Source organism: Isoalcanivorax indicus (assembly GCF_003259185.1).
GTDB lineage: Bacteria > Pseudomonadota > Gammaproteobacteria > Pseudomonadales > Alcanivoracaceae > Isoalcanivorax > Isoalcanivorax indicus.
In genome coordinates this window covers 1-23,847 of record NZ_QGMP01000005.1, presented here as the reverse complement: position 1 = coordinate 23,847, position 23,847 = coordinate 1, and the positions used below count along the sequence as shown (strand labels likewise).

28 protein-coding genes are annotated in these 23,847 nt (G+C 60.0%); 8 read left to right on the top strand and 20 right to left on the bottom strand.

What is annotated here, in order from left to right:
* Positions 1-28: 28 nt before the first annotated feature.
* Positions 29-1,231, bottom strand: a complete 1,203-nt coding sequence (locus DKW65_RS15410) for a trypsin-like serine peptidase (RefSeq protein WP_111658322.1) — start codon at positions 1,229-1,231, stop codon at positions 29-31.
* Between the two features lie 198 nt (positions 1,232-1,429).
* On the opposite strand from DKW65_RS15410, the gene DKW65_RS15405 reads away from it, so the two are divergent.
* Both DKW65_RS15405 and DKW65_RS15400 read left to right on the top strand, forming a co-directional pair.
* A complete protein-coding gene (locus DKW65_RS15405) occupies positions 1,430-2,341 on the top strand; it encodes a cation diffusion facilitator family transporter (protein WP_245932538.1) in 912 nt (303 codons plus the stop codon).
* Positions 2,341-3,276 carry a sodium-dependent bicarbonate transport family permease gene (locus DKW65_RS15400; protein WP_111658320.1) on the top strand — a complete coding sequence of 312 codons (936 nt, stop codon included), beginning with the start codon at positions 2,341-2,343 and terminating at the stop codon, positions 3,274-3,276. Before DKW65_RS15405 ends, DKW65_RS15400 begins: the two co-directional genes overlap by 1 nt.
* Positions 3,277-3,297: 21 nt before the next feature.
* Here DKW65_RS15400 and DKW65_RS15395 read toward each other — a convergent pair whose 3' ends face one another.
* Both DKW65_RS15395 and DKW65_RS15990 read right to left on the bottom strand, forming a co-directional pair.
* On the bottom strand, positions 3,298-3,921 hold the full coding sequence (locus DKW65_RS15395; RefSeq protein WP_111658319.1) for a LysE family translocator: 624 nt from the start codon (positions 3,919-3,921) through the stop codon (positions 3,298-3,300).
* Positions 3,922-4,001: 80 nt separating this feature from the next.
* Entirely contained in the window at positions 4,002-6,455 is a 2,454-nt protein-coding gene (locus DKW65_RS15990) for a hypothetical protein (RefSeq protein WP_162925913.1), read from the bottom strand.
* A 236-nt stretch (positions 6,456-6,691) separates the two neighbouring features.
* Between DKW65_RS15990 and DKW65_RS15385 the strand changes: the two genes are divergently transcribed.
* On the top strand, positions 6,692-7,429 hold the full coding sequence (locus DKW65_RS15385) for a class II aldolase/adducin family protein (protein ID WP_111658318.1): 738 nt from the start codon (positions 6,692-6,694) through the stop codon (positions 7,427-7,429).
* A 12-nt stretch (positions 7,430-7,441) separates the two neighbouring features.
* Here the strand turns inward: DKW65_RS15385 and DKW65_RS15380 are convergent, their stop codons facing one another.
* Positions 7,442-8,185 carry an extensin-like domain-containing protein gene (locus DKW65_RS15380; RefSeq protein ID WP_245932537.1) on the bottom strand — a complete coding sequence of 248 codons (744 nt, stop codon included), beginning with the start codon at positions 8,183-8,185 and terminating at the stop codon, positions 7,442-7,444.
* Positions 8,186-8,326: 141 nt separating this feature from the next.
* On the opposite strand from DKW65_RS15380, the gene DKW65_RS15375 reads away from it, so the two are divergent.
* Complete coding sequence (locus tag DKW65_RS15375; RefSeq protein WP_111658317.1) at positions 8,327-9,049, top strand: YebC/PmpR family DNA-binding transcriptional regulator; 723 nt, start codon at positions 8,327-8,329, stop codon at positions 9,047-9,049.
* Here DKW65_RS15375 and DKW65_RS15370 read toward each other — a convergent pair.
* Positions 9,046-9,939, bottom strand: coding sequence for a fatty acid desaturase family protein (locus DKW65_RS15370; RefSeq protein ID WP_111658316.1), 894 nt, complete (start codon positions 9,937-9,939; stop codon positions 9,046-9,048). The genes DKW65_RS15375 and DKW65_RS15370 overlap by 4 nt on opposite strands.
* A 169-nt stretch (positions 9,940-10,108) precedes the next feature.
* Here DKW65_RS15370 and DKW65_RS15365 point away from each other — a divergent pair, with 169 nt between their 5' ends.
* On the top strand, positions 10,109-11,131 hold the full coding sequence (locus DKW65_RS15365) for an AraC family transcriptional regulator (RefSeq protein ID WP_111658315.1): 1,023 nt from the start codon (positions 10,109-10,111) through the stop codon (positions 11,129-11,131).
* A 26-nt stretch (positions 11,132-11,157) separates the two neighbouring features.
* Here the strand turns inward: DKW65_RS15365 and DKW65_RS15360 are convergent, their stop codons facing one another.
* The 8 genes from DKW65_RS15360 to DKW65_RS15325 form a co-directional block, all read right to left on the bottom strand.
* On the bottom strand, positions 11,158-12,096 hold the full coding sequence (locus tag DKW65_RS15360) for a hypothetical protein (protein ID WP_111658314.1): 939 nt from the start codon (positions 12,094-12,096) through the stop codon (positions 11,158-11,160).
* 132 nt (positions 12,097-12,228) lie between these two features.
* Complete coding sequence (blaOXA, locus tag DKW65_RS15355; RefSeq protein WP_111658360.1) at positions 12,229-13,011, bottom strand: class D beta-lactamase; 783 nt, start codon at positions 13,009-13,011, stop codon at positions 12,229-12,231.
* Positions 13,012-13,099: 88 nt separating this feature from the next.
* Complete coding sequence (locus DKW65_RS15350; RefSeq protein ID WP_111658313.1) at positions 13,100-13,390, bottom strand: type II toxin-antitoxin system RelE/ParE family toxin; 291 nt, start codon at positions 13,388-13,390, stop codon at positions 13,100-13,102.
* Positions 13,390-13,614: an addiction module protein gene (locus DKW65_RS15345; protein ID WP_111658312.1), complete on the bottom strand. Its 225-nt coding sequence runs from the start codon at positions 13,612-13,614 to the stop codon at positions 13,390-13,392. The genes DKW65_RS15350 and DKW65_RS15345 overlap by 1 nt, the downstream gene beginning before the upstream one ends.
* 205 nt (positions 13,615-13,819) lie before the next feature.
* The gene (locus DKW65_RS15340; protein WP_111658311.1) at positions 13,820-14,101 is read right to left on the bottom strand and encodes a DUF167 domain-containing protein; all 282 of its coding nucleotides are present in this window, start codon (positions 14,099-14,101) and stop codon (positions 13,820-13,822) included.
* A gap of 9 nt (positions 14,102-14,110) precedes the next feature.
* Complete coding sequence (locus tag DKW65_RS15335; RefSeq protein WP_111658310.1) at positions 14,111-14,452, bottom strand: zinc ribbon domain-containing protein YjdM; 342 nt, start codon at positions 14,450-14,452, stop codon at positions 14,111-14,113.
* 160 nt (positions 14,453-14,612) lie between these two features.
* Positions 14,613-14,873, bottom strand: a complete 261-nt coding sequence (locus tag DKW65_RS15330) for a DUF2442 domain-containing protein (protein ID WP_111658309.1) — start codon at positions 14,871-14,873, stop codon at positions 14,613-14,615.
* Positions 14,854-15,090, bottom strand: a complete 237-nt coding sequence (locus tag DKW65_RS15325; RefSeq protein ID WP_111658308.1) for a DUF4160 domain-containing protein — start codon at positions 15,088-15,090, stop codon at positions 14,854-14,856. The genes DKW65_RS15330 and DKW65_RS15325 overlap by 20 nt, the downstream gene beginning before the upstream one ends.
* A gap of 186 nt (positions 15,091-15,276) precedes the next feature.
* On the opposite strand from DKW65_RS15325, the gene DKW65_RS15320 reads away from it, so the two are divergent.
* The 3 genes from DKW65_RS15320 to DKW65_RS15310 are packed head-to-tail and all read left to right on the top strand — an operon-like array spanning position 15,277 to position 18,820.
* Complete coding sequence (locus DKW65_RS15320; protein ID WP_162925912.1) at positions 15,277-17,466, top strand: TonB-dependent receptor; 2,190 nt, start codon at positions 15,277-15,279, stop codon at positions 17,464-17,466.
* A gap of 23 nt (positions 17,467-17,489) precedes the next feature.
* Positions 17,490-18,605, top strand: coding sequence for a PepSY-associated TM helix domain-containing protein (locus tag DKW65_RS15315; RefSeq protein WP_111658307.1), 1,116 nt, complete (start codon positions 17,490-17,492; stop codon positions 18,603-18,605).
* Positions 18,602-18,820, top strand: a complete 219-nt coding sequence (locus DKW65_RS15310; RefSeq protein ID WP_111658306.1) for a hypothetical protein — start codon at positions 18,602-18,604, stop codon at positions 18,818-18,820. Before DKW65_RS15315 ends, DKW65_RS15310 begins: the two co-directional genes overlap by 4 nt.
* Before the next feature lie 33 nt (positions 18,821-18,853).
* Here the strand turns inward: DKW65_RS15310 and DKW65_RS15305 are convergent, their stop codons facing one another.
* The 7 genes from DKW65_RS15305 to DKW65_RS15280 form a co-directional block, all read right to left on the bottom strand.
* On the bottom strand, positions 18,854-19,399 hold the full coding sequence (locus tag DKW65_RS15305; RefSeq protein WP_111658305.1) for a hypothetical protein: 546 nt from the start codon (positions 19,397-19,399) through the stop codon (positions 18,854-18,856).
* Between the two features lie 282 nt (positions 19,400-19,681).
* On the bottom strand, positions 19,682-20,257 hold the full coding sequence (locus DKW65_RS15295; RefSeq protein WP_111658303.1) for a hypothetical protein: 576 nt from the start codon (positions 20,255-20,257) through the stop codon (positions 19,682-19,684).
* Positions 20,258-20,685: 428 nt separating this feature from the next.
* Positions 20,686-21,411 carry a hypothetical protein gene (locus DKW65_RS15985; RefSeq protein ID WP_162925911.1) on the bottom strand — a complete coding sequence of 242 codons (726 nt, stop codon included), beginning with the start codon at positions 21,409-21,411 and terminating at the stop codon, positions 20,686-20,688.
* 122 nt (positions 21,412-21,533) lie between these two features.
* On the bottom strand, positions 21,534-22,427 hold the full coding sequence (locus DKW65_RS15980; RefSeq protein ID WP_162925910.1) for a hypothetical protein: 894 nt from the start codon (positions 22,425-22,427) through the stop codon (positions 21,534-21,536).
* A gap of 166 nt (positions 22,428-22,593) precedes the next feature.
* A complete protein-coding gene (locus DKW65_RS15290) occupies positions 22,594-22,968 on the bottom strand; it encodes a transposase (RefSeq protein ID WP_111658302.1) in 375 nt (124 codons plus the stop codon).
* Between the two features lie 114 nt (positions 22,969-23,082).
* Positions 23,083-23,415: a hypothetical protein gene (locus DKW65_RS15285; RefSeq protein ID WP_111658301.1), complete on the bottom strand. Its 333-nt coding sequence runs from the start codon at positions 23,413-23,415 to the stop codon at positions 23,083-23,085.
* Between the two features lie 50 nt (positions 23,416-23,465).
* Positions 23,466-23,847, bottom strand: a 382-nt coding sequence (locus tag DKW65_RS15280) for an integrase core domain-containing protein (protein WP_162925909.1), incomplete at its 5' end; no start/stop codon positions are given.

Sequence of the window (23,847 nt, the reverse complement as noted above, 5' to 3'; positions counted from 1 at the left end):
GGCCCCGCCCAGCCTGCGGGCCGGCGGGTTAATCGCAGGTCAGGGTGGTGACCTGGCGGCCCATCTGCCCTGTGTAACTGAGACGGTGGTAACCTTCTCCCTGCCGCGCCGCACCCTGACCGGGGTAATGTGCCGGGTCGCTGAACACAATGCGGCCATCGCGGCTGCGCGCATGAAAATAGGCGGCTGACCCCCGCGTGGTAAAGGCGGTGCGCACCGCGCCGGGCGGCACCTCGATCAGGCCATTGCCCTCACTCCAGCCGCCCGCGTCCCGCTCATAAAACACCGCCACCAGCAGCGTTTGATTGCACTGGTTCTCGAACATCTGCTGGACACGCACCAGATCATCCGACAGGGCCACCTGCACGAACATGTCCTCCGGCGGTGCCTGATTGGTGGTAATGGCCAACAGATCCCTGAACACATCCTGGCGCAGGCGCGTCGCGAAATTCACCATCAGACGCTCGCTCTCGGCCGACACCACGCCGTAAATATAGTGACGGTCAAATTCCGGATTGTAGATGAACAAGGGGCTGCCGCTCTGGCCGCGCATGATGTCGCAATCCATGACATAGCGATTCGGCGTTTCTGCCGCCACGCTGCAATCTTCCACGCCCCACATTTCGCCGTAATCCCGGTCGCCGGGGTAGCCATAGGTCGCCGCCCGGTCACTGCGATCCTCCTGGTAATCGGAAAAGAAATGAAAGCCCGACCAGCCAAAGCGATCACCGGCATGCTGCCCGTCAAAAGGCCGCAGGCGCACCAGCGCCACATCATGGTCAATCAGAAACGTTGAAATGCCCGCCCCCGGGCTCCGGTTCCAGAAATAGGTGTTCAGCACGTATACCCGATCTGCCGTGTAGCGCGGTGTGTTGCCGATGGCCATTCCCGTGCGGCGCGGCACGAAGGTGAGCGCATCCACCATGTCGTAGCCGACAAACACGCAATGGGCCGCCGTGAGCACATAATTGCGCGCCACCAGGGCGCCCGAGCAGGTGGTCACACCCTCCTTGCCCTCCACCAGACCTTCGAGGTGCCCGACCACCCGCGCGTCGATCCCGTCAAACCGGGTGATCCGGCGCCGGTCATCCTGACCAATGATGACCCGGTCGCGCACCCCGTCCTCCTCCGCGTGCGGCGCCTGCCAGGGCTCGACCGGCGCGCCATCGTCCAGCAGCCGCTGACCCGATTGGCAGGCCACCAGCAGCGCCGCCAGCACGACCGTTACCATTCCCTTGTATCCCCGTTTCATCGTCCACCTCGTTGTGTCGTTCCCGATATCCAATTCTCCGCCGGAACCTGCGGCAGGTCGAGCGGTCTGTGTGAACCAGCGACGGCCAGACACGGGTTGAGACGGACAGGCCCCCGCCGATGAACAGGCACTGCTATAATGGCCGCCCGCACCCACCCACCGCCTCAGGAGTACCCGGTGAAAAGCCTGGCCCACCAGGAGCAAGCCACCCTCAAACTGTCGATCGGCGCCACGCTGGTGGTCGCCACACTGGGCATCCTGCTGGGGTTGCTCTCCGGTTCGCAGTCGATCCTGTTCGATGGCATGTTCTCCACCATTGATGCCGGTATGTCCGCCGTGGCCTTGCTGGTGACCCGCCTGCTGGCCCGCGAGGGCAGCCGCCGTTTCCAGTACGGTTACTGGCACATGGAGCCGCTGGTCGCCGCACTGAATGGCGCCATCCTGACGCTGTTATGCGTGTATGCCTTTTTCAACGCCGTGCGAGGCCTGCTGGACGGCGGCCGCGTGCTGGATTTCGACATCGCCATCGGCTATGCCGTGATCGTCTGCCTGGTGTGCTTCGTCATGGCGCTCTACGAACACCGGGTGAACCGTCGCGTGGCCTCGGAATTCCTGCGCATCGATACCCAGAGCTGGCTGATGTCCGGCCTGATCACCCTGGCCCTGCTGCTGGCGTTTATCGGCGCGCTGTTCATGCAGGGCACGGATATCGAGCATCTGGTGCCCTATATCGACTCGGCCCTGCTGGTGCTGCTCACGATCTGCTTCCTGCCGGTGCCCATCGGCATTGTTCGTCGCGCCATGAGCGAGGTACTGATTGTGGCGCCGAGTCACCTGGACCTGGAGGTCCGCGCGGCCATGGATGCGGTGATGAAACGCGACGGCCTGATCACCTACTACAGCCATGTGGCCAAGACCGGCCGCGTTTATTTCGTGGACATTCATATCCTGACGCGCGGCGATTTCGGTGTGAACGAGGGCGTGAAAGCCCTGGATGACGTGCGCAGCGAGATCAGCCGCCGCCTGACCGTACCCCATGAACAGCGCTGGTTTACCATCGCCTTTACCGCCAACCCGGAGTGGGCCTGATGCCTGATATTGTCGTCATGTTCTTTGTGCTCGGCCTGGTGGCCGGGCTGTCGCGTTCCGACCTGAGTATCCCCAAGGCCGCCTACGACACCCTGAGCCTGCTGCTGATGCTGACCATCGGCCTCAAGGGCGGCATGGCCCTGCACGGCAACCTGAGCTGGGTGCTGGTGCCGCAACTGCTTGGCGTGGTGGCACTGGGGCTGCTGCTGCCCCTGATCCTGTTTCCGCTACTGCGCCACGTGGTGAAGCTGGACCTGGCCAACGCCGCCAGCCTGACCGCCCATTACGGGTCGGTGAGCGCCGGCACCTTTGCGGTGGCCGTGGCCTTCGCCGAGACGAATGCGCTGACCATGACGGGTGAGGTCACGCTGTATCTGGTGCTGCTGGAGCTGCCCGCCATCATCATGGCCATGATGCTGTATCGCCGCTTCGCCGGGGCAGGCGCCCTGCATCAGGGCCATTCCCTGTGGCGCGAGGCGTTTACCAACCAGAGCGTGATCCTGCTGATCGGCGGTGTGGTGATCGGCTGGATGTACGGGCCGCAGGAAGGGGCCATGGTCACCAACCTGTTCACCAATGCCTTCATGGCGGTGCTGGCGCTGTTTCTGCTGGAGATGGGACTGGTGGCCTCGATGACGCTGTCGCGCTTGTCGAAAGATCACCTGCGGCTGGTGGCGTTCGCCCTGATCGCGCCCCCCTTGCTGGCGATCCCCGGCATCCTGATGGGGCATCTGCTGGGCCTGCCCGAAGGCTCGATCCTGATCCTGGCAGCGCTGACCGCCAGCGCCTCCTATATTGCCGCCCCCACTGCAGTGCGCGGCACCATTCCCCAGGCAGATATCGGCCTGGCCATGCTCGCCGCCCTGGGCGTGACCTTCCCGTTCAATGTGATCGTCGGCATTCCGCTGTATCACCAACTGATCCAGTGGCTGTAGCGATGGTCTGCAAGGCGGGCATCAGGCGAGCAGCAGGGCCAGCGCGACGGTGAGCAGGATCAGGGCCGCGAGGCGATTGAGCCAGCGGCCAGTGGTGGTGCCCAGCAGGCGGCCCGCCTGGGCAGCTGCGGCGGCGTAGAGCAGTTTAACGCCGCCAACGGCCAGCAGCGCGATCAGCGAGACCCACAGGGCATCGGACCAGGACAGGGCGTCCAGATCGAGGAAGGCGGGAAAAAAACCGAAATAGAACAGCAGCGCTTTCTGATCACCCAGGGTAATGAACAGCCCGGCGCTGAAACTCGCCCATCGGGACGCGGGCTCGACCGACACCGGCGCCGAGGTGCTTGCGCCTGCGGCACGCCAGAGCGACCAGGCCAGCCACGACAGGTACAGCGCGCCCGCCAGCCGCACCAGCCACATCCACTCCCCCAGCGCACCGGCCAGGGCAGCCAGGCCGAAGATCGCCAGCAGGATGAACAGGATATCGCCGAGTACAATGCCCAGCGCGGCGGCGGCGCCATGCAGAAACCCATGACTGGCCGCACGCGCTGTGACCGCCAGCACGCTGACGCTGGGCAGCGCCGCCAGCACCAGCATGGCCCCGAACAGGGCCAGCAGCGATGCCAGGGGTAAGGCCTCAGTCATGCTGGGCACTGCTCATGTGGACAAGCCTGTCTCGGCGGCGGAACGCACGAGTATTCCAGCCGCCGGAATAAAACGCCAGATCAGTCCTCGCCGGTCTCGAACAACGGCCCGAACAGGCCTTCCAGGAACAACAGCAGGTTTTCCAGCATATCCATACGGCCCGTGTCTTCGGCGACATAGCTGCGCTGCTCACCGTCGATCAGGTTAATCAGCAGACCGGTATCCAGGGTACCGGGGTGCAGCGTGGCCACCAGCAGATCATCCGCGCCGTAGAGATAGCCCGCCAGGCCGCCCACGGTAACGGTCAACGCCGTCTCCATGCTGTCCGGCTGGCTGATATGCAGGCCTTGCTCATCGCTGGTGAAACGGTATTCCCGGGGGCCTGCATCAGGATCAAGGATGCGCAGCTCGGCCGTGCCCTCACCGGCCAGCAGGGTGGTGTCGATGCTGCCGAACAGGTCTTCCAGGTCAATGTCCGGCCATTCGCCTTCTTCACCATCCAGCATGGCGCTGAGGTAATCGCCCAACGCTTGCAGCAGCGGTGTGTAGCCTTCCAGGCTGGCACCGAGGCGCACTTCCATGGGTGGCAGGCCGAGGCGTTCGGTGCCGTAGTTGATCGCGATGCTGAAGGGGTCGCCGACGATCAGCGAGAAGCCCTGCTCGCCCGACAAGGAGTAAAGCGTTTCTCCCGACGGCGTTTCGCGGCTGCCGCTGTCCAGCGCCAGAATCAGCAGCGGCGCGTCTTCGTTCTGTGTCAGCACGCGGCGGTTGAAGTGCAGCAGGCTGTCCAGACCGGCGAAGCTGTAGCTGCCCACAGCGGCATCGGTGCTGGCGATGCTGCCACTGCCTGACAGGCTGATCTCCACCGACAAATCGGCCGCCAGATCATCCAGCAAGGGGTTGAGCAGGGCTTCGTTACCGAACTGGGTATTGCTCAGCGCCTGGAAGCCACTCAGATCATTATCAGTGATATCCAGATCCAGGCGGATATCCAGCGTAGTAAGCGCCGTACCACTGCTCAGCGTGCCCGCGATGGTGATGGGCATCTGTCCCTGACGGAGCAAGTCGCGGATGTCTTCGGCACTGACCTGCAGATTGACCTCATGGCCATCACGGCTACCTTGAACGCGCAGATAGCCACCGGTCCAGAAGCCCAGCGACGAGCTGGTCCGGATCAGGGTGGCATAGGGCGGATCGACATCGCAGGAGGTGATGCCGTTCTTGCGCTCCGGCACGCAGATGGCCGCGTCGATGGCGAAGCCCAGCACCTCGGCCAGCAGGCCCACCAGGGCGGCCGTGTCATCACGGGAGGCTTCATCACGATAGAGCCAGCCCAGCCCACGCAGCTCGGCATCAATGCCTTCCGCAGCGGCCTGCGCCAGCGCCCGGTAGTGATCGTAATCGTCCAGCGGCGTCCGGGCGCTGGCCAGCGCGGTGCTGTCATGGCGGCCGCTGCCGGTGACGCTGGTCACCAGCGCATTTTCCCAGGGCAGCAGCAGATCCGGGAGCGCATCAGCCACACTGGCAGGCACGACATCGGTGCCCAGCGCCACCGCGAGATCCGAGGCGGCCGCCACCAGGCTTTCAAAACCCGGCAGCGACAAGGTGACGTCATCCAGTTCAGCCAGCCACTCGCTCGGGTCCAGGCCATAGTCGGCCAGCAGATCGGCCAGTTCGTCGATGTCGGGGGCCACAGCCGGCACCAGCATCTGCCCGCCCAGCAGTGCAAACATCTGCCCGGCGCCGTCCAGCACCGCAGGCCGGGGCAAGGCTTCCTCGGCCGCCAACCCGCTCAGGGCCGCCGCAAACAGCGCCTGTCGCAGCGCCTGCGGGCTGGCCCCGCCGGTCTGTTCCGTGTCGCTCAGATCCAGCGGTGTCTGAAACGCAAAATCGCTGTCCAGATCCAGCAACAGCGCCACCCGGGCCAACGCCAGCTCGGCCCCCGCATTGCTGACACCGCGCGGCAGCGCCTGCGCCCAGTGGGCGGCCAGATGCGTCAGCGGGGTAATCGCCAGGGTGGTGTCCTCATTGAGCAGATCCCCCGGCACGATGGCGCTGAGCGTCAGCCCCTCCGGCAACGGCAGATCATCACCGAATACTGTGCTGCCGCACCCGGCCGGCAGTTCACAGCGCAGCGTGGAGCCGCTGTCGCCGCTGACCACAATGCGTACCGGGCCAGTCTGGGCCGGCATATCCAGCGCAAAGTAGCCGTCGTCATCGGTGCTGGTGAGGTCCAGCTGCACCCAGTCAGCACCGTCCCAGCCACTGACCATCACCAGACCATTGCCAATCACGCCACCAGCAGCACGGGCGGCCCCTGCGGGCTCTGGATCATCGCCCGGGTCGCCGTCACCCGGGTCTCCATCGCCTGGATCACCATCGCCCGGGTCTCCATCACCTGGATCGCCGTCACCGGGATCACCATCACCGGGTGGCTCCTCCACCGGCGTGGAACTCCCCCCTCCGGAACCACCGCCGCAGGCAGTCAGAACCAGAGCCAGGGAAAGCAGAAGCAGGCGCAGCAGGGCGGTCATGGGGCACTCCCGTCTTGTTGTTATTGTCGGTTTGGTCAAACAGGCACGCATCATCGGCAGCCGCTGACAAGGCGACAACTCCCCCGCCATGAAATGACAAGGGATTGGCGGGAATCGGCAAAATGACTCAGACAGGTGGCTGACACCCCCTGTGATGCGGCGCACAGCGCCGCGCCGGTTGCAGCCCCTGCGCGCGCACCGGATACTGACCGGGCATTCATCGACCGGGAGATCGCATGCGCATCAGTGAAGAAGAACGGCAGCTCCGTGTGGACCTGGCCGCCGCCTACCGGCTGGTCGCCCTGCACGGCTGGGATGATCTGATCTTTACCCATCTGTCGGCACGCATTCCCGGCAAGGACCACCACTTCCTGATCAATCCCTACGGCATGCTGTTCGAGGAAATCACCGCCTCCAGCCTGGTGCGCGTAGACCAGGACGGCAACAAGCTCAATGACGACGACTTCGATATCAACCCGGCGGGCTTCACCATCCATAGCGCGATTCATGCCGTGCGGGACGACGCCACCTGCGTGATGCACACCCACACGGTGGCAGGCGTGGCCGTGTCCGCGCAGCAGGACGGCCTGCTGCCGCTGTCGCAACAGAGCCTGTTCCCGCTGGCCAGCCTGGCCTACCACGACTATGAAGGCGTGGCCCTGCGCGAAGACGAAAAGGCGCGTCTGCAAGCGGATCTGGGGGACGCGAATTTCATGATACTGCGCAATCACGGCCTGCTGACTGTGGGCAGCACCATTGCCGATGCCTTCCTGGGCATGTTCATTCTGCAACGCGCCTGCGAAATCCAGATCGGCGCCCTGTCCGGCAATCGCCCCCTGACGCCCATCGACGACCGCATTGTCAGCACCATTCGCGAGCAGGCCCAGCAAGTGACCAAAGGCATGGGCGGCATGCTGGCCTGGCCCGGCCTGCTGCGCAAACTGGACCGGCTTGATCCCGGCTTTCGCGATTAAGCGCGCCGCCGCTTAACGGCAGAAACGCATACCCCGCGTGCCGAAATGAAAATGATCGGCATGCGGGGCGTTGTAATCCGGCCCCAGCACCGTACCGAAATAATCACACGCCGCCTCATGTGCCTCGCGCAGAAAACGTGACTCACGCCGATCGCCGTCCCACCCGTCCAGCACGGTAATCCGCCGCCCATCGCGCAACTCGAACGCCGCCACATCCAGCGCCGACGCCGTGGCATGCTCGCTGCGCCGCGCGTTTTCGCGGTGGTAGATATTGCGGCAGGAAAACGCCCCCATATGCGTGACGCCCACCACCGGCTGCCCCAGCCGACGCTGCGCAATCGGCTGCAAGGCCTGCTGCTCGTACATCACCCACGCCACCGCCAGCGGACAGTTCAGCGTAAACGGCGCATTGAAGGCCACACTGGTGTGGTGCAGGCGAATGACATTGGTGAGCGGGCAACTTTCCACGGGCGTGTAGTCCTCCAGCGGCAGGAAGTGCAGCTGACCTTCCGGCACCTGCTCCAGAATCGCATGGCACTGGGCCGCTGGGGCATGCTTCAACCGACGCAGCTTGTTGCGCGTCACCGGCGTCATGGCATGCTCCACCGCCAGTGGCGCCCAGGGGTTCCAGGCCGGTGGCAACATGCGCCAGGGGCGTATGGACAACACGACGATCAGCATCACCAGCAACAGCAGCAGTGCGCCGACGATCAGGCGTTGGGGCCAGGTGAGGTGGTGGCGCGGGAATCTGTGCAAGGGGCATCTCGAAGCGGGTCTCTCTATCCAGAGACCCGCGTCATACGGTTCCGTTCCGGAGCCGGACCGGATTGATCGTAGGCCAGACCGGGATTTTCCCATAAAATGCCCGACGACCATCAGCTCAGGAGCAGGATCCCCATGGGGCGCGCCTACCAGAACCGCAAAGATGCCATGGCCAAGACCTCGGACATGAAAGCCCGGGTCTACAGCCGCTATGGCCGGGAAATCTATGTCTGCGCGAAAAACGGCGGGCCGGACCCTTCTGCCAACCTGGCCCTGCGCGGCCTGATCGAGCGGGCCAAGAAGGACCAGGTGCCGGGGCATGTGATCGACAAGGCGCTCGACAAGGCCAAGGGCGGAGCCGGCGAAGACTACTCACCCGCGCGTTACGAGGGGTATGGCCCCGGCGGCTGTATGGCACTGATCGAATGCCTGACGGATAACCCGAACCGCACCTTCGGTGATGTGCGTAACGCCTTCACCAAGGCCAAGTGCAAGATCGGCACCCAGGGCACCGTCAGTCATATGTTCGACCATGTGGCGATCTTCGTGTTCGCCCATGAGGATGAAGATGCGGTGCTTGAAGCCCTGCTGGATGCCGAAGTCGATGTCACCGATATCGAAAACGAGGACGGCACACTCACCGTCTTCGCGCCCCACACCGCCTATGCCAAAGCGCGCCAGGCACTGGTGAATGCCGTAGGCGATATCGATTTCCAGGTGGACGATGTCCAGTTCATCCCGCAAAGCATGACCACGCTCAGCAACCCGGACGACCAGCAGCTGTTCGATAAATTCATGGCCATGCTGAACGACCTGGACGACGTGCAGAACGTGTACCACAACGTGGCGCTGGATTAGCGGTTTCGGGTTGGCTCAGGCTGCCGGCTGAAGATGCCCACAATCGGCGTGCCGTGGGCGCGCATGACCGGCTCGATCTCCCGGTGCAGAGCGTGGTATCGGTAAAACGGCACCCGGGGAAACAGGTGATGAATGGAGTGCAGGTTCTGCCCCAGCCAGAACCATTCCAGCGGCTTCATCCAGACCGGCATGATGAGGCTGTTGGTATTGCGGTAGCGCGCGGGGTCCTGATAGGGAATATGCGGGCGATAGGCAAACCAGTAGCCGGTAAAAAAGCCACCCAGCAAATAGCCCAGCAGCACCACGAGCCATGCGCCCTGCTGGCCCGCCAGCAGCACAAAGGCCGCCCGCCATCCCAGTGACACCGTCAACTCAAGGCCATAGACAGTGCGCTCTTTCAGCGAGGCCGTGTGCCAGTGGTGCGTGACAAAAAAACTGTTCTGTACCCAGATGAATTTCACGATCGTCACCAGCGCCTGCCACGGCCCCTTGCCCATCCCGCTCACCACATAGTCCGGGTCCTTGTCCGGCTGATTGGTATAACGATGATGGGTGAAGTGCTCATGGCGGTGAGAGGCGTAGGGCACGGCGATAAGCGGCGCCACCAGGAAACCGCACAGGTCATTCAGCCACTTCAGTTTTTCGTTGCTGCCGTGGATATTGCCGTGGGCCGCCTCGTGGAGCGGCGTATAGGAGAAATAGGTCAGCACCCCCACCAGCAGCACCGCCACCCATACCGGTAATACGCCCTGGGCGAACAGCACCAGCGTCGCAACAAAGGCGGCCACCACCCCGACCGCCATGAACGCGGTGGGCCAGCACACCTGCCCCATATGCCGCTTCGCGGCCGCAATGGCCTGTTTGTTCAGTACCGCAAGCTCTTCCGACATGACGCGCCGTCCCGGCTGGAGTGACAGGGTATCAATCTAGTCCCCCCCCCACCCCCCGGACAGGGCTGTTGTGGCCAGCCGCACAGCATTTATGGCCAACCCCCGGGTGCACATCGCTCGCCGTCCTGAGCCATGGTCGCGGCGCAGACTGCGGGGTAGACTGCGATGCATGCCGAACGCCGACACCCTTCTCCATCCTGTCGCCATTGCCCAGGTAATGGTCAACTTTGCTGCCCAACTGGGCGCAGACCGTGACACCTGTCTGCTGGGTACCGGCCTCACCGAATCGGCCCTGCTGGACAGCGACACGCTGGTCACCCGCGCCCAGGAGATGCGGCTGATCGAGAACCTGATACTGGCCCTGCCCGACGAACCCGCCCTGGGTTTCCGGCTCGGGCTGCAATACAGCCTGTCCAACTTCGGCCTCTGGGGGTTTGCCCTGCGCACCAGCCGGACCTTGCGCGAAGCCGCACACCGCGCCCTGCGCTACCTGCCCCTCAGCACCGCCTATTGCCAGATCACCCCGATTGACGAGGCCGGCGGCTTCGGCGTGACCATGGACCCGGACACCATCCCCTCACACCTGCGCCAGTTTCTGCTGGAACGGGATATGGCCACCGGCTTCAACCTGCTCAACGAACTCAGCCTGGCGGGCAAGCTGGTGGTCACGCTGGCCTTCCGGGGGCCGCCGCAGGATTACGCCGACCATATCGCGCAGGCTTGCGCGATCACACCGACCTACCACAGCCCCAACAACGCCATCATGGTGCAAAGCGACGACGCCGACCGCCCCTTGCCCACCTACGACGCGCAACTGGTGCGCATGCTCGACGATCAATGTCGGCTGCGCCTGCAACGCCTGCAAACTGCCAGCCTGGGAGATCAGGTACGTCAGCAACTGCACGGCCCACTGGGTCTGGTCGCCTCCCTGGACGAGATCGCCCGGGCACTGGCGCTGTCGCCCCGCAGCCTGCGCCGCAAACTGGATCAGGAAGGCACCCGCTTTCGGGCGCTGGTAGAGGATGAGCGCCGTCAGATTGCCCTGCAGTTTCTGCGCAGCAGCGAGATGAAGCTGGACGAACTCGCCATTCATCTTGGCTACACCGATACCGCCAGCTTCACCCGCGCCTTCCGGCGCTGGATGGGCTGCTCGCCCGGAGAGTATCGGCAGCGACAGAGCGATGAAGGCTAGCCGATACGCCCCGGGCCTGTGCATGCCTAGAAGAAGGTATCCAGCCAGCCCGCGGCCTCATTGGCCATGGGCGCACCCAGACTGTCTTCACCGTTCACCAGATAATCGACACATTGGGTCGGATCGTTGCTGTTGGCCTCGAAATCAGCGCCATCCGGCGTGCTGATCTGGAACACCGCATTGAAGTGCTCGTCGCACGGCATCGCCCCATGATTCGGCGCCATGCGGAATTTGCCCAGATCCGGGTGGAACGCCTGATAGTCCCAGGCCTGATCGCGGGCCGAATCCGCGTACAGCACGCGCAGCACCTCATCGGCCCCGAACGCCGGATCAATATCCCAGGCCGAAGCCAACAGGTCATCACGGGCGATCATGGCGCCGTCCAGCGTAAACGGCAGCGCGCCGCCATCACCCCAGTCCACACTCAGATCGTCGATAACGGTGTCCCACTCCGTGGGCATCGGCAGCGCCGACGGGGGCCGCGCCGTCCAGGTGACAGTGCCATTGAGCACATAAGGCCCCGGGTGCGACAGCGTGATGTCCTTGATGCAGTAGTCATCAAAGGTCACCGAACCGGATTGCAGCGTGATATCTCCCGGCGGCGGGTCGCCGTCCTGCCCCGTACAGGGCTCACTCTGACTGAAAGCATCCTCGCCTTGCCCAGCACCGATCACGTCATCGCCCGCCACGCGATTGATCTCGGCCATCAGCACCCGCGAGACCTCCGCCATATAGGCCGTGTCCGCCGCTTTCCAGACGTCGCTGTCGCCGACGCCGGCCTGATAATCAATCGTCGCCCAGGCCTCTGGCCCCGTGTAGCTGCCGCTGAATTCGCCCAGCAGCGCTTCCGCATGGCGAATGGGATCACCGCCCCCGCCACCACCGTTCCCGCCGCCAGAGCTGCCGCCGCAGCCCGTGATGGCAATAAGCGCGCCCAGCGCCAAGGCTCCCCGATACGTGTTCATGATGGTCTCCCTGTTGCAGTGCCGGGCCTGTGGCCCGGACATGGGTGTGAAGACCACCGTAAAGGGGGGATGTGGGGAGGGGCTATGACCCGGATGGGGTAGCCCGTTTATGGGAGGGAGTGATTCAAGTGCTCACAGCACACCCAATGCCTTCAGACTTGCCTTGCTTAACTCAATACGTTTTCCTGCGTCAGACACCTGATGAATATCCATGTTCATCGCGAAGGTGAACAGCTTGCCGTCCTTCTCGACCCAGCCCACCCACCAGCCTACTCCTGGCCCAGGAGCGTTCTCCCAGCCCGTCTTGCCGTAGAGGCTCCAGCCATCACCCTGCTCCAGAAGGAGAATATCACGCACAGCAGACTGCACTTCAGTGGGTACGGGAAGCTGGTCCCGAACAAGACGCGACAGGAACCCGGCCTGCTCGATGGCGCTGATTTCAAGGGGGCCGTCCAGCCAGAACCTGTCGACGCGCGAGCCGATCTCATTGTTACCAAAATCCAGGCTGGCGACATGGTCCCGCATTCTTTCCATACCGATACGTCTTGCCAGCCCCTGGTATACAGGAACATTGGAGAGGGTGATGGCCTCCCTCAACGGCATGTCTCGTTCCCACGATTCGAAGGTTTGTGGCTGTCCGCCGTAGGGCAGCACCTCGTCCACACTCTGAACCGCTCCAACCGCAAGCCCGATGACGCTATTGGGAATCTTGAAGGTGGAGGCCGGGACGAAGCGCTTTTCAGCTCTAGATCTGTTGTAGCCTGACAGCTTTCCTGTGCTGGTATCCAGCAGCACAAAGGTGCCTGCAACATCCGCCTCCAGGAACAAACGCTCGACGTCTGCATTGTCTGTCCACGCCGACGAACAACCGGCAAGCACCACGACCACAAGCCATGCAGCGAGCATACCTCGCAAAACGGTTACATTGACTCTCATTACTGGATACCGATAGTTGGCACGCACGAATTTATCGCTTTCTTCAAACAGAAAAGTCTCCGCCACTTCATTGCCTCTGGCGCCAACTACCCGGCCGTCGCCGATGGTGGAAGCAAGACAGAATGATGATTTCATCATCCTGCTGAATATACACCAATGAAAAGGGAAACTTCCTGAGCAAAACATGCCGAAAGCGCTTTGCTATGTATGGATGCGCCGCAGGCATCTCTATAATCGCATCAAGCGCTTGCTCAACGGAAAGACCAAGAACGTCACCGAGACCAGGCAGCCGAACTTCATACCATTCCCTGGCATCCATCATCTCCTGCTCCGCCTCCTTGCGGATGGATATCTTCATCAGCTATCCCTGAATAATTTTTTCCGGACCTCGTCCCAGGAGGCCGCATCTTCAGGTGCCACCTGGTGCGCTTTCCAGCGCCGCTCGAACTCTGCGACATCCACTTCACCGACACCCAGCTGCATTGGCGCGTCCTCGGCAATGGTGTCCCAGATCGCTTCAACCAACTGGATGCGCTCCATCAGTGGCAGCTTACGGATCGTATCTACAATATTGTCGTTCATGTGCCCTCCAAAGGGGATGCACTGCTCATGAGAACAGCATAGCGCCACATTCCGGCTCTGTCAGCCCACATCAGTTGCTCCTCGAGTCCGGGCGACTGTGCCGCCGTTCCCAAAGAATATGCCATGCCTCATAGAAGGCGTATGCCGCCAAGTAGAGCACTGAAGACACTGTGATTCCGGCGCGGCCCCATTTTGATGCGAATCATTATTCGCCTTTATTCCTGTTCACATCACTCAGCCTGTCAATGATCTGGTCCCGGGAAAGCCTCTCCACCTCCACGACCTTCCATTGCGATGCAGCACCGGACGTCACACGGACATCCCCTTCGGGAAGCCCGAGCACTCTTGAAAGAAGCCTTTCCGCCTCGCGATTGGCCTTTCCCTTTTCAGGTGGCGCGGCCACCCGGACCCTGAGGGCGTCGCCCATCCAGCCAGCGATTTCAGTCCTGGATGCGCCAGGAACAACTTTGATATTCAGCTTCGTCAAGGCCCGGCCTTACTGATTTTTCTTTACAAACTCGGATTTGAGCTTCATGGGTCCTATGCCGTCTATCTTGCAATCAATATCGTGATCGCCTTCAACCAGCCGGATATTTTTCACCTTTGTTCCCACCTTGACGACCAGTGAAGTGCCCTTGATCTTCAAATCCCGGATCACCGTAACAGCGTCACCGTCGCTAAGCAGGTTACCGTTTGAATCCTTGACCACGAGCGCATCGTCGTCATGAGCAAGCTCACTCCCATTCCATTCATACCCACATTCGGGACAAACCCACATGCCCCTGTCTTCATAGGCGAAGCCAGAGCTGCATTTCGGGCAATCTGGATGCTCACTCATTAATAGATCCTCTTTTTATTTAATGGCTGACGCAGTGAGTCAGCGAACTGCCGAACCGGCGCAATGGGGAGGGACCGTGGAACAATTGCAGGGGCGAATCTGTCTTTAGCTAGACGCGCACGCTTCAGCCTGCTGCTGATTCATCCTTGACCTCTTAACTTCATAAGGCAGGAGCAGATTTTCCGCGAAGCAAGCCGGCGACGGAAATATCTTCGTCAAGAGAGGGCCAATGAATACCTTGCCCACCACCGATCAGCTGAAACTCGGCTCGCTGAGACGGTGTCGCCGCAGCAAGACGTGGGAACCAGCTCAGCGGCACGGACAATGTGCGGCCGTCGGCAAGTGATACCAGCAAAGCATCATCGGTGCATCGAACGACGGTGGCCTGCGGAGCAGGCACTTCATGCGCCAAAGAATTCATCCCATGCCTCCATGAATAGCTGTCTGTGTTGCTCTACCATCTTACCCAGCTTGTTCAGTTCCGCAGCAGAGAACCCAACACTCGTTGCCATAGTAACCGGATCCAGCCAGAATTTTGCCGCCGAACCCGCTTTCTGAATATGAATATGGCGGGGCTCGTCGTTCTCGTTAGAGTAAAAAAAGAACCGATATCCGCCAATACGCAAAACCGTTGGCATCAAAACCTCCTTGTACACCAGAAACACCTTGGGCCCAAGAACGCATCCATACGCCCTCATCCCCCTCAAAGAAAAATACTGAACATAAAGACAGTTCGCAATGCTCACCCGATAACGATAATGAAAGTGATTCCTATTACATGTATAGTGCGGCCCATTCACACCCACCATCACCCGGGACCCGCCATGCCACGCCACTCCTTCTCAGCCACTGCCCTCCCCCCCACGCTGGCGCTGGCCCTGTTCAGCGCTGCCAGCATCAGCCAGGCGCAGCCCACGGCGCCGCAGGACGACGGGGCGCGGCTGGAGGTGGTGGAGGTGCAATCCAGCGCCGACGCTTCCGCCAGCGGGCTGAGTCGGCCTTTTGCCGGTGGCCAGGTGGCGGAGGGCGGCCAGGTGGGGGTGCTGGGCACCCAGGCGATGATGGATACGCCCTACAGCTTTATCGACTACACCGAGCTGCTGATCCAGGACCAGCAGGCCGCCAGCGTGGGCGAGGTGCTGCTCAACGATCCGGCCGTGCGGGTGGCGCGGGGCTTCGGCAATTACCAGCAGGTGTATCTGGTGCGCGGCTTGCCGGTGTTCTCCGACGACATGACTTATAACGGGCTCTACGGCCTGTTGCCGCGCCAGTATCTGGCCTCTGAATTCATCGAGCGGGTGCAGGTGCTGCGCGGCGCCAATACCTTCCTGAAAGGCGCCGCACCCGGTGGCAGCGGCCTGGGCGGCGCCGTGAACGTGGTGCCCAAGCGCGCCCCCAACGACGACCTGACCCAGCTCACCCTGGGCGCACGCACCGGCGTGCAGGGCCATGCGGCGGCGGATCTGGCGCGGCGTTCTGACGATGGCCGCTACGGCATTCGCGTCAACGCGGCGCGCCGCGATGGCGATACCGCCGTCGATGGGGAATCCTCCGAGCTGTCCATGGCGCATATCGGCGTGGACTTCCGCGACGGCGGCCTGCGCGTGTCCGGCGACCTGGGTTTTCAGGATCATCGTATCGAGGGCGGCCAGCCCAATATCACCATCGATCCCGGCCTGCCGATTCCCCGCACGCCGGACGCCACCACCTCCATCGGCCAGTCCTGGACCTTTTCCGATGCCCGGGATTTGTTTGGCACCCTGCGCGCGGAATACGACCTGCGCGACAACGTGACCGGCTGGGCCGCCTTCGGTGCCCGCACCAGTGAAGAAGCTGGCATCTTCGCCAACCCCACGGTGAACAACGCCAACGGCGACTACACCGCCAGCCGCTTCGATAACACCCGCGAAGACACCGTGCTCACCGGCGAAGCCGGACTGCGCGTGCGCTTCAATACCGGCACCGTCGGCCACCAGCTCAGCGCCTCGGCTGCCAGCTTCGAGCTGCAATCGAAAAACGCCTGGGCGATGTCCGCCGCCAGTATCACCGGCAATCTCTACGCCCCGGCAGACGTGCCGCCGCCCGTGCCCGACGCCTTTGTCGGCGGCGACCTGAACAACCCCCTGACCACCATCAAGACCCGCGTGCACAGCCTGACCCTGGCTGACCAGATGTCGCTGCTGGACGACCGCCTGCTGATCACCCTGGGCGCCCGCTACCAGCAACTGAACGACAACAGCTACGACAACACCACCGGCGACCGCCTGAGCGACGCCAGCTACGACGACAGCGCCATCACTCCCAGCGTGGGCGTGGTTTATAAACTGACGCCCTCACTGTCCGCCTATGCCAACTACATCGAAGGCCTGCAAAAGGGCGAACGTGCCCCGGCCCTGACCCCGGGCGGCGACAATGTCGCCAACGCTGGCGAAGCCCTGGCGCCCTATCGCACCAAACAAAGCGAAATTGGCCTGAAGTTCGAGCGCCACACCCTGGGCGGCAGCGTGTCCCTCTATCGCAGCCGCAAACCCATCGCCGCACTGGACGACAACGATGTGTTCGCCGTGCAGGACCATCAGCACAACAGCGGCCTGGAACTGATGGCCTACGGCCTGCTCACCCCCGACCTGAGCGTGCTCGGCGGCGTCAGCTATCTGGATGCCGATGTGCGCGGCAACACCGCCATCGGCTCACCCCGCACCCAGGCCAATTTCAATATGGAATACCGCCTGCCCCAGTTCACTGATCTGGCGCTGGACGGCCGCGTGATCTACACCAGCACCCAGTTCGCCGACGCCGCCAACCAACAGCAACTGGATTCCTGGACCCGCCTGGATCTGGGCGCCCGCTACACCCTGCCCCTGGGCAACGCCACCCTGCTGACCCTGCGCGGCCGCGTGGAGAACGTTACCGGTGAAGACTACTGGGCGTCTGCCGGTGGCTTCCCCGGTGCGGGCTACCTGACCGTGGGCGCCCCGCGCACCTGGCTGCTGTCCGCCACCCTGAACTTCTGACCCACAGCACCAACGGATGACCGATGACCCGTAACACCCTGCGCCTCTGGTCTGGCGTCCACACCTGGACCAGCCTGATCTGCACCGTGTTCATGCTGATGCTGTGCATCACCGGCCTGCCGCTGATCTTTCATGACGAGATCGACGCGCTGCTGGACACCCACGACTGGCAACCCGCCCACCCGGACGGCCCCCTGCTGTCGCTGGACGCCATGCTCGACGCCGCCCTGGCGAACCGCCCGGGCGACGTGCCGCTGTTCATGAGCTTCGACATCGACCGCCCCGTGGTGAACGTGACCAGCGCCCCCACCCTGGACGCCACCGTGCGCGACATGCACTTCGCCTCGTTTGATCGCACCAGCGGCGACCTGGTGCCCGGCGAAGAAGGCTTCGACCTGATGCACTTTATCCTGGACCTGCACACCGACATGTTCCTGGGCCTGCCCGGCATGCTGTTCCTGGGCGCCATGGGCGTGCTGCTGATCCTGGCGATTATCTCCGGCGTGGTGCTGTATGCGCCCTTCATGCGCAAGCTGGACTTCGGCACCGTGCGCACCCAGCGCTCCCCCCGCGTGAAATGGCTGGACTACCACAACCTGCTCGGCATCGTGACCGTGGCCTGGCTGCTGGTGGTCGGCCTGACCGGCGTGGTGAATACCCTGAAAACCCCCATCGTCGACACCTGGCGCACCCACGCCCTGGCCGACCTCACCGCCGGTTATGGCGACGCCCGCGTGCCCACCCCGCAGGACATGGCCTCCCTCGACGACGCCGTGGCCCAGGCCGAAGCCGCCGCGCCCGACATGACACTGCAGTTTGTGGCCTTTCCCGGCGGCAGCTGGTCCACCAGCTTTCATTACGCCATCTTCCTGCACGGCAATACGCCTCTGACCTCGCACATCATTACCCCCGCGCTGGTGGATGCCCGCACCGGCGCCTTTGCCGACCTGCGCGAGATGCCCTGGTACAACAAGGCGCTGTCGCTGTCTGGCCCGTTGCACTTCGGTGATTACGGCGGGCTGCCGCTGAAGATTCTGTGGGCGGTGCTGGATGTGTTCACCATCGTGGTGCTGGTGACGGGGCTGTATTTGTGGCGGGTGCGGCGCAAGCGTGAGAAACAGGGAGGGAGTGAAGTATGAAGCGAGAAGGACGGGCGGTGCGGCGTAAATCGTTGGGGGGGATTTTTGTGGTGCCGGTGTGTATTGCGGTGGCGAGCCTGGTGGGGTTGGTGGCAGCGTTGTTGGGGGAGGGGTGGATGAATGTTGTGGGGTGGATAGGCGTGGGGGTGCCTGTCGCGGTGGCCGTACTGGCGCGCCTTAATATTCGCGGCGCGCCAATCAACGGCGGTCATTAATTTGTAACATCCCCCAAAAGAAGTCGCGCACTGTCAGGTGCTTGCCTCAAGCCCCTCATCGTCCGGCTTTACCGCGTACTCCAAGGCCACGACCTCCCTGTAGAACACCGATATGGCCGCGATCGTATAGAGCGCTATCAGTAATTCTGCCACTAGCCTTACGGGCACCAGATACCAGATGCCGCTGAGGAAGGATAAGGGAAAAGACAGAGCCCAGGGCAGGACACCAATGATCAAAAAAGCTGGGATCTGATACCGTCTGGTAAGCCGCCAAGACAGGCCGAGGGATACCGCCCGGCCCACTGCGATACCCGGTAACACCAAGGCGATCCGGCTTGCCAGGTATGCTACAGCGAACCACGATATGAAATCACCCGCATGGGGAATCAGCCTCAGCAGGAATAGCGGCGCCATAAGAATAGATATAACAATAAGGTAGCCCGCGAACCATGTCTCTCGTCTTGTCCAGAAGATTATCTTTTCACGCGCTGATTCTCCGCCCAGCAAAATGATTCTATGAACAATTATTGATATGAGGCACCAGGACACAAAAACAAAGACTATGGCTGATATCATCATGATACCTATTGCCCACGAAAGGAACGCTCCACCTGCCCCGCGCTTTGCGCGAAATCCATCCAGTAGAATGCGAAGCCCAAATTGATCATCACAGCTGAAAACGCGAACAAACAAAACGGGAAGATAAGCCGCCGCAGGAGCAGCCCTCTGTAGTGGCACATGCGAACTGCGGCATCCATAAGCACATGTATGACCATATTCATTGGGCTATCTCTTTGTATTAGTTATTTTTGATAGGTGCGCTGCATCAGAGGCTGTGGTCCTGTCTGGAGTATATCGTTTTCACTCCAGTGAAGTGCTAATAATGTAATGAACCTCGTAACCGTTGCCCGTCGGCCAATCATCTCTCTTCACCTGATGTTGGAAGGCCCCAATGGTTTCCAAAGCGGGCTGGCCCGTCAGGAGAGCTGAAAGAATACTGGGCGGCAGATCATTACCGGTTGCTTTAAACGAAAGATTTCGTGATTCTGCCACGAGCTGTTCCGTAGCGGAGGAAGCATTAGCCGGTTGGTTGTAGTTCAAGACCAGCTTTACAGTGTCCGCCACACCTCTCCCGCCCGTGACGTAGTACGCCAAGTTGTTGGCTAGCCGCACATCTCGCCGCCCGATTTCCTTATATGGCGAAGAGCAGTAATATATAGCACCGAAGTCATGCTTGTAGCCGCGCGTTCCAAGATTCGGCAGCAGGAAGGAGCAGGCCTCATTCGGAAGCCAGCCATTTCCAGTATTTACAGGCTGTGGTCCGCCAACCGCTGCATCTTCAGCCACTGACACGCTCGAGGACGGACCAACATCGCCGTCTGAGCAACCGGCGATGAAATACATGCTTACTATGATTGAAATTATTACATTTCTCATGGCGCGAAATTTCTCCTGCGGGGCGTGTGCCAGCCGATAAATAGAAATAGGCCGAGGGGCAGGCCTACCATTTCCCGAAGGAAAAATTTGAGTAGGAAATGGGAGACCCGCCCCCAAAAGGATGTTTTGAGAATAGGCATCTTGGCATGGCAAAAAGCTATAAGCAGAGCCAATTATTAACGGCAAGTCTCTGACGAACTATCCTGCCCACACCGGAAAATCTGCCTCAGCCGCCGCGCTAGAAAACCCTACAGCGCTGGTATCAAACTCTTCGCCACCAATTCCGCCTTCCTCACTTAATTGATACCTTATATAAATAATATGCGAATCCATATTATCCACACAGAAGTGATGCCCTAAGCTTCATCCTGGCGACCTCGCTCGTCAAATGATCATACGTCGGCGACAGATCTACAAAATGCTACTTATCATCCATCCGGCCCGACAGCAAGAGTCTCTTGTAGGTCCTTTTCTTCCTGGTGCGGCCCCGCTTTTTGCCAGTTAAAGCCATGGGGGTGGCGATAAATCCCTCCCAATTGTCGTACATCACCTCCCATTGCTCGGTTTACCTTCCTGCAAAGCTCATCATGTGTCTCAGCGGCGCTATGATACTGCCTAAGCAGGATAAGAAATTCGTTCTTTATACTCTCGTTCTTATACCTTGCTTTTCCGCTCTTAAAATATTCATCACACTCTCGAAGCCATGAATCAAATGACCTAACATATTCAAAAACGTAAACATTTATAGAAAGCAGTCTATACTCACGCGGAATCTCTTGGAATCCGCCCTGAACTATAGATAAGAACTGACTAGCGGAACCAAAGAATCTGGGACGCAAAGGTGTCCATTCGACCTTATCGCCAGACAGAACCACTTCCATCTTCTCCATAACACTTAATCTAAGCACCGCATCGGAGTACTCGGAATATCCCCTAGCTAAAACCATCCTAATTCTTCTTCTCGAAAAATATACTTTTAGAATATTTCTAAGTAGTGACTCCCATATTAACAACGCAATAGAGAGCGACAGCATTGCGCCACAGATATAGAGAAGCCAAGAGAATCCTTGTACGTTTGCACTGGCCACTGCAGATACCGCTGCGCAAGAGGCAATTGCTACATTAGCTGGGTAAGTGGATCTATATTTTTCCATTTCTAACTCACATGATGAGCAAGTGGGATGATAGAGAGACCGGGTTGGTTTCTCAGAAATTTCATCTGATAGCTAATGCGCCCAAAATAATAATTTGGCTTTATACTAATTTGGAAATCATGTCATGTTATGTCCCATGCCATTTCCCAGCGGGCAGATGGTTCCGCTTGGAGATATGGTGTCCGCAATCCGCAAAATGCAGAGATTAGCTTCAAGGCAAAAGCCGGAAGCTCAAGATCCAAGTTCTCAGCGGGAATCGAATAGCCGATGGGTTCTCCATTGAAGCGAGCCTCATGAACAAGCTCATTCCTCAGCTGAGACAAGCGGCATGTCTTGGTTGACTGATTTATCTCCGCCCACTCGGGAACTTTAAGGCCAAAGTACCCTGCAAGGACGCTTGGACGTTCTGCATGACTGACGCGGGCACTCTTAATCTGCGGCCGCACTCTCACTAAGCTCCATATCCCATCTACTACTTTATAAAGCGCATCAAATCTATCCCACAGGTACCTGTAAGTCTGCCCAACGAAGAACCAGTGAAGAAGAGCCGCAATTTTAACTCGTTCATGCATCGTCGAACGATCATAAAGATCAGCGAAGCAGCGGATAGCCCGCATGCTATCCTCGCCTACCGGAATCAGTCCCGTTAGCGCTCCTTGTTTGTATGGCACACCGAATAGATAGGACGGTCCTGGGGGAGCGAGATATAGGCCTTGCACTAGCCCATAGCAGAGAATAAGAAATCGTTCCTTGTCTTGGTCAGGGGGGCTCACCGTCAGTTGGTGTGTCGACGGCAAGGAGTAGAACTCCTGCAAACCTCCTTCTCCGGCGCGCTGAAACAGCCGCGCCTCCTCTTCAGTCACAGGTGCAGGCACTTGTGGAGGGAGAATCCAACCTTTACTTACTTTTGCTGTCTCATAGAACTTATGAATTGTCTCGCCATGATCCTGCAAAGGTGAGACTTCGATGGAGGGGAGCACAATAGATCCGCTATCTAACAGAAAACCAAATTTCAAACCTCACCTCAAGTCATAAAGTGTTTTTCAAGCTGGCTTATCATTCAAGTCAGGCCTCCCATTTCCCAAAGGAAAACCTTGATTGGGAAATGGGAGATCTGACCCCATAGATATTACGTAGTAGCCGCTCCGGGAAACCCCAGCCATTCACACAGGTATCTGACGCCTAGTTCTCGTCCATGGACTTGGATGAATCCAAATCGCTCTGATGTTGTTCCGCCAGATAGCGTTGCCACTTTTTTAGGAGATCGTTCTCCTTCTTGAGTCGCTCATTCTCGCGCTTTAGCCTGGCCGTCTCGTTCAGCTCGGCGGTCCTGGGTGCTTTGGGGTTTTTCATCACTGTTACACGTTTGCGACCGTCAGACCTGATCTTGCCTTCCCGATACTCTTTACGCCGGCGGGATAGCATGAAGGGGTGAATGCCAAGTCCCTCGGCAACCTGCTGGATCTGAATGCCCTCCTGGTAGCTCATCTCGACGGCCCGGACCTTGAAATCGTCCGCATACCGCCAAGTCTTTCTTGGATTGTTGTACTTCGGCATTTCTACACCTCCTCGGTTAGGAGAAGGTGTCCGTCAAAGCGGGGGAACTACAGCGCGTACTGGCGCTGTTTGTTAGATCTCGGTGGCGCCGAGAGCAAGGCGACGCCACTGTATTTAATCGCGGGTTTCAACCTCAACGGTCAATATTGCTATATCAATAAGCATCCTCATTACTTGCTTCCTCACCGCTTGATCAATCTTTTCTGTATGCTCATCAATCCATTCCTGAAGTCTTGCTTGGTCTTCTTCGCTTACACTTAAGGAAAGACTCTCCAGATTTGGAACATCTGGAAATGCAGGATACTTGCGTATCAATTTCTTGAGGACTTCCTTTATCTTTTCCTCGATTTCGGGACTTACGTTGTCGATTGACCCATTGTCAATTTCTTGATCAAGCTGGCGATAGTCTCTGTCCAGCCTTGCAGGGAACTTAATAATTTCAGCCAATCTTAATCTCCTTCCCGAATTGGTATTCCCCACCGAAAGTGGACACTGATTTAGGCGCACATACGCGCATGCCCTTCTTCATAGGCCCTCGGGCTTTTATAGCCCAGAGTGCTGTGTCGTCGGTGGCTGTTATAGAATAGCTCAATATATTCGAAGACGCAGGAGTATGCCTCCTGCTTGCTCCTTACGTCCTCCGCATACAACGCTTCGACCTTGAAGCGCGCGAAGAATGACTCCATAGCGGCATTATCCCAGCAGCTCCCCTTGCGGCTCATGCTGGGTCGTATCCCTGCGCCCAACAGAAGCGCCTGATACTCGCCGGAGCGATACTGGACGCCTCTGTCTGAGTGCAGGATCAGCCCAGGCTCTACTTTTCGGGATGTGACTGCCATCTTGAAGGCATCCATGATGAGCTGATTGGTCATCGTCGTG